This is a genomic window from Thalassolituus sp. UBA3500 (assembly GCF_002377545.1).
Lineage (GTDB): Bacteria > Pseudomonadota > Gammaproteobacteria > Pseudomonadales > Oceanobacteraceae > Thalassolituus.
On the sequence record NZ_DFQB01000008.1, the window covers coordinates 1 to 3,872 of the forward strand.

Below are 3,872 nucleotides of genomic sequence, written 5' to 3' on the forward strand. Positions count from 1 at the left end.
GCTTAAGTGAACAGCATTACGGTCATTGACCGGGCTTTTTCGTAAGGCCTGCTATTATTAGAAGCGGTACTTGTTTGGGCTAAGGTCATGAAATTACGACTAATTTCTATCTTTATTACTTTCTTCTCTGTGAATGTTATCGCAGCAGAAGTGGCACCAGCGCCGACTTACGGTGCGGTGAAATTACGGACAACCATCTGGCCGCCATACCAGATGATGCTCCAGGGGGAGTTGTCGGGCGAGTCGACAGAGACCTTGCGATGTATCTTTCGCGATATCAATGAGTCTTTTTCAGTGCAGGTAATGCCCTGGCAGCGTGCGATTCAGGATATGAAGCATTCTGTTGCCGATGGTATTTTTACCAGCGGGCCTTCACCTGAACTGGATGCCGTTGCAACCATGTCGGCACCTTTTGCTCTGGAAAAGTGGTACTGGTACCACAGCAAGGGACTTGATCTGAGCAACCTGAATAATTTGAGGATTGGTGCCGTCAGATCGAGTAATCAGGCTACCTGGTTGGATACTGAAGGTATTCCCGTGACGGAGCTGGTGAATGAGGGTATGCAGTTAGTGCGTCTTGTTCAGGCCGGACGGATAGACACGTTTATCGCAGATTCCCGTTATTTTGAAGAGTTAGTCGAAGAGGTGTCAGCGAGCTCTGATTTTGAAAGCGACCTGCAGAGGACATTTGTTCGTTACATGCCTTTGGGAGTTTACTTCGCGGATCAGTTCCTGCAGCAGCACCCCGAGTTTCTCGGACGATTTAATCAACAGATCTCGGATTGCGCAGGAGAGACTGTTGCGCTGAACGCTACCGAGAGAGAGAATCTGCTCACGGTTCTGTCGAAAAGAATCAGGCCGATTATCGATAACTCTCAGCTCATTTTGGCATTGGATAATTCCAGCTCGATGCAAAAGACGCTAGCGGCCGATGTCATTGAGGCGCTTGATATTCAGTGGCAGCACGAGGCTGGTGTGGCCGAACAGCCATTGATCAGTGAGATTATCAGTAGGCCGACCTCCGCCTACCTGAGATCTGTAAAAGAACTGAGCAACGGGTTGATAACCGAGGCCATTCTGGTTGGCGGTGCAGGGCTCAATGTCGCTCAGAGTGACGTTACAACTGACTACTATCAAGCAGATGAGAGTGCCTGGAGCGCACTGCAGGACAAGCCGTCATCTGACTACTATATTGGTGGCATCCGCTACGATGAATCCTCCCGAAAGTTTCAGGTGAAGGTCAGTTGGACGATAACTGGCACTGAAGGCGAAAGAAGAGGGATTCTGATACTTGGTATGGACGTTGAAGAAGCACTTCGGCACAGCCACTGACAGAACTGACAATCCACTAAACTCACCATACCTGAGCCGCTCCATGCGGCTTTTGTCGTTTATACGTAAATGTCACGATGTGAGCTCTTGTTACATCTTGTTAATCAGACACATGTTCATTACTATCGCGATATGACACTAATTGGCCAACTCGTGGCCCTTTCGGAGTGTTTTTGTGGCGCATAGGCCGGATATCCCTCTTAAGGCGTATTGCCGGGTGGGTATCACAGCCTATAGAATCCCGCAAAACTATCTGAATGGATTGTGAGCCGGTTCTCATTCTGACGAACTGGTTCGGTATGGAGCGATCGAATGAAATTTTCTAAGGGCCTGGCTCTCGTAGTCTCATGGGCAGCTATATCTGTATCCAGCACCACTCTCGCAGCTCCAGGAGGTGTAAGTGGTTCTGCACTCTGGCTGAAGTCTGACGACGCGGGCAACATCAACGATGCCTGGGCTGATCGCTCCGATAATGGGCGCGACATCGACGCTGTAGGCTCCTGGTCTTTGTCTGGGGCGAATGCTTCCCATAATTTCCATCCCTATACCACTGGTTACACTACCAGTCGCCACTTCAGAAATAACAGCACCGATATTGTTCAGGGCGGTGAACGAGCAACGCCTCTCTCAATATTTACGGTCACACGTACCAGTTCTTACGCCAGTGGGAACTCAGGCCGCATCACCGGCCTGGACAGTACAACCAACTATGCAGGTGAGCCCGGTTATTCTCTGCAGGGCACGGGTAATAGTGGTGCTGGTAAGTTCCTTTTACGTCCTGAACGCTCTTCAGGCAGTGACATCAATGTAGAGTTCCCGACACCTGTGCCTTTGTCGCAAAATGTCTTGGGTTCGGCAATTATCGGTGGTAGCCAAAACCGTACTTTCACTTTGGGGATGAACGGTGAGGATTACGTTTACAATTCTGACTTTGCATCCGTTACCCGCGGGGACAATCTCCTCGTCGGTTACGGCCGGAAGGACAGCGGTGATGCTTTCCAGGGTGACATTATGGAGGTCATCTGGTTCACGCGTGCGGTATCTTCTTCTGAGGCTCAGCGAATTAACTCATACCTGGCCGTAAAATACGGTATCGACCTGGTCGGTAACTACGTTAATAGCGCGGGTGCTACGATCTGGAATGACGCGTTGGACGCGAACTTCCAGGATGCAGTATTTGGCCTTGGCCGCGACGACGCAGCGATACTCAATCAGAAAGTATCCCGTTCTGTAAAAAGCACACGCCTGACTCTGGCGACGCAGAGTGATTTTTCATCTGCCAACTCTGCATCTGCACGTACAGCCGGAATCAGTGCTGATCGCAGCTACTTCCTTGTAGGTCGCAATGCAGGCGCCTATACCCTGCAGACTACCGAAATCAGCGCGCCTTATTCCTATCGTATCGGCCGTGAGTGGTTGGTTCAGAAAAGCAGCTTTAACCAGTCAGTCTCAATGCAGTTTGCGATTCCTTCGGGCTTGCCGGCCAGTGCGCGACTCTACCTTGTTCGTAAAAGTACTAACTCAGATTTTACTTCCGGCGCTATTGAAGTCGGTGAGATTAATAAGGCCACCGGAGTTATTAACGGTGTAACCCTGAATTCAGGCGACTACTTTACTGTTGCCGTAACGGTTGATTCTGATGGTGATGGTGTTCTTGATCCATATGACGCGTTTCCTAATGATCCGAATGAGTCAGTCGATACTGATGGCGATGGTATAGGTAACAATGCCGATACGGATGACGACAATGATGGTGTTTCAGACACGTTGGATGCGTTCCCTCTTGACCCTAATGAATCTGTGGATACTGATGGCGATGGTATAGGTAATAACGCCGACACTGACGACGACAACGATGGGCTGAGTGATGGTAACGAAGGGTTGTTAGGCACAGATCCACTGGATACCGATTCGGACAACGATGGCATCGACGACCAGACTGAAGTGGGCAGTGTTGCGTCGCCAACGGACACCGATGGTGATGGCATCATAGATGCACTCGAATCGAATATTACTGATACGGACAGCGACGGCGTTGTCGACCAGCTGGATTCCGCGAACAATGATCCGACCAACGACTCGGACAATGACGGAGTCAGTAACACCCAGGAAACTCAACTGGGTACTGACCCGCTTGATGCCAACAGCACTCCGACCGATACCGATGGTGATGGAATTGCAGACGCTTTCGACACTGATGATGATAACGACGGTGTATCGGATGCTGACGAAGCGACTAATGGTACTGATCCACTGAATTCTGATTCTGATGGCGACGGTAAAAACGACGGCGTTGAAGGCACCACAGACACTGATGGTGACGGTATTATCGACGCGCTGGAATCTTCTATTGAAGATGCAGATAACGATGGCGTATCTGATGAGCAGGATGCAGCGAACAATGATCCGACCAACGACTCGGACAACGACGGCATCAACAACGAAACCGAAGTTGCGGCGGGCACTGATCCTCTCGATCCGAACGATGCAGGCACTGACACCGACGGTGACGGCACGCCTGACAACATCGATACCGACGA

1 protein-coding gene and 1 pseudogene are annotated in these 3,872 nt (G+C 50.5%); both read left to right on the forward strand.

Features of this window, described 5'->3' with window-relative positions:
• Window positions 1-87: 87 nt before the first annotated feature.
• The gene (locus B2R29_RS02630) at window positions 88-1,332 is read left to right on the forward strand and encodes a substrate-binding periplasmic protein (RefSeq protein WP_301179661.1); all 1,245 of its coding nucleotides are present in this window, start codon (window positions 88-90) and stop codon (window positions 1,330-1,332) included.
• Between the two features lie 312 nt (window positions 1,333-1,644).
• Window positions 1,645-3,872, forward strand: a pseudogene (locus B2R29_RS02635) (hypothetical protein); the annotation flags it as partial.

Coding starts and splice junctions, on each gene's coding strand:
- B2R29_RS02630 (WP_301179661.1), top strand. CDS start 88: ATGAAATTACGACTAATTTCTATCTTTATTACTTTCTTCTCTGTGAAT.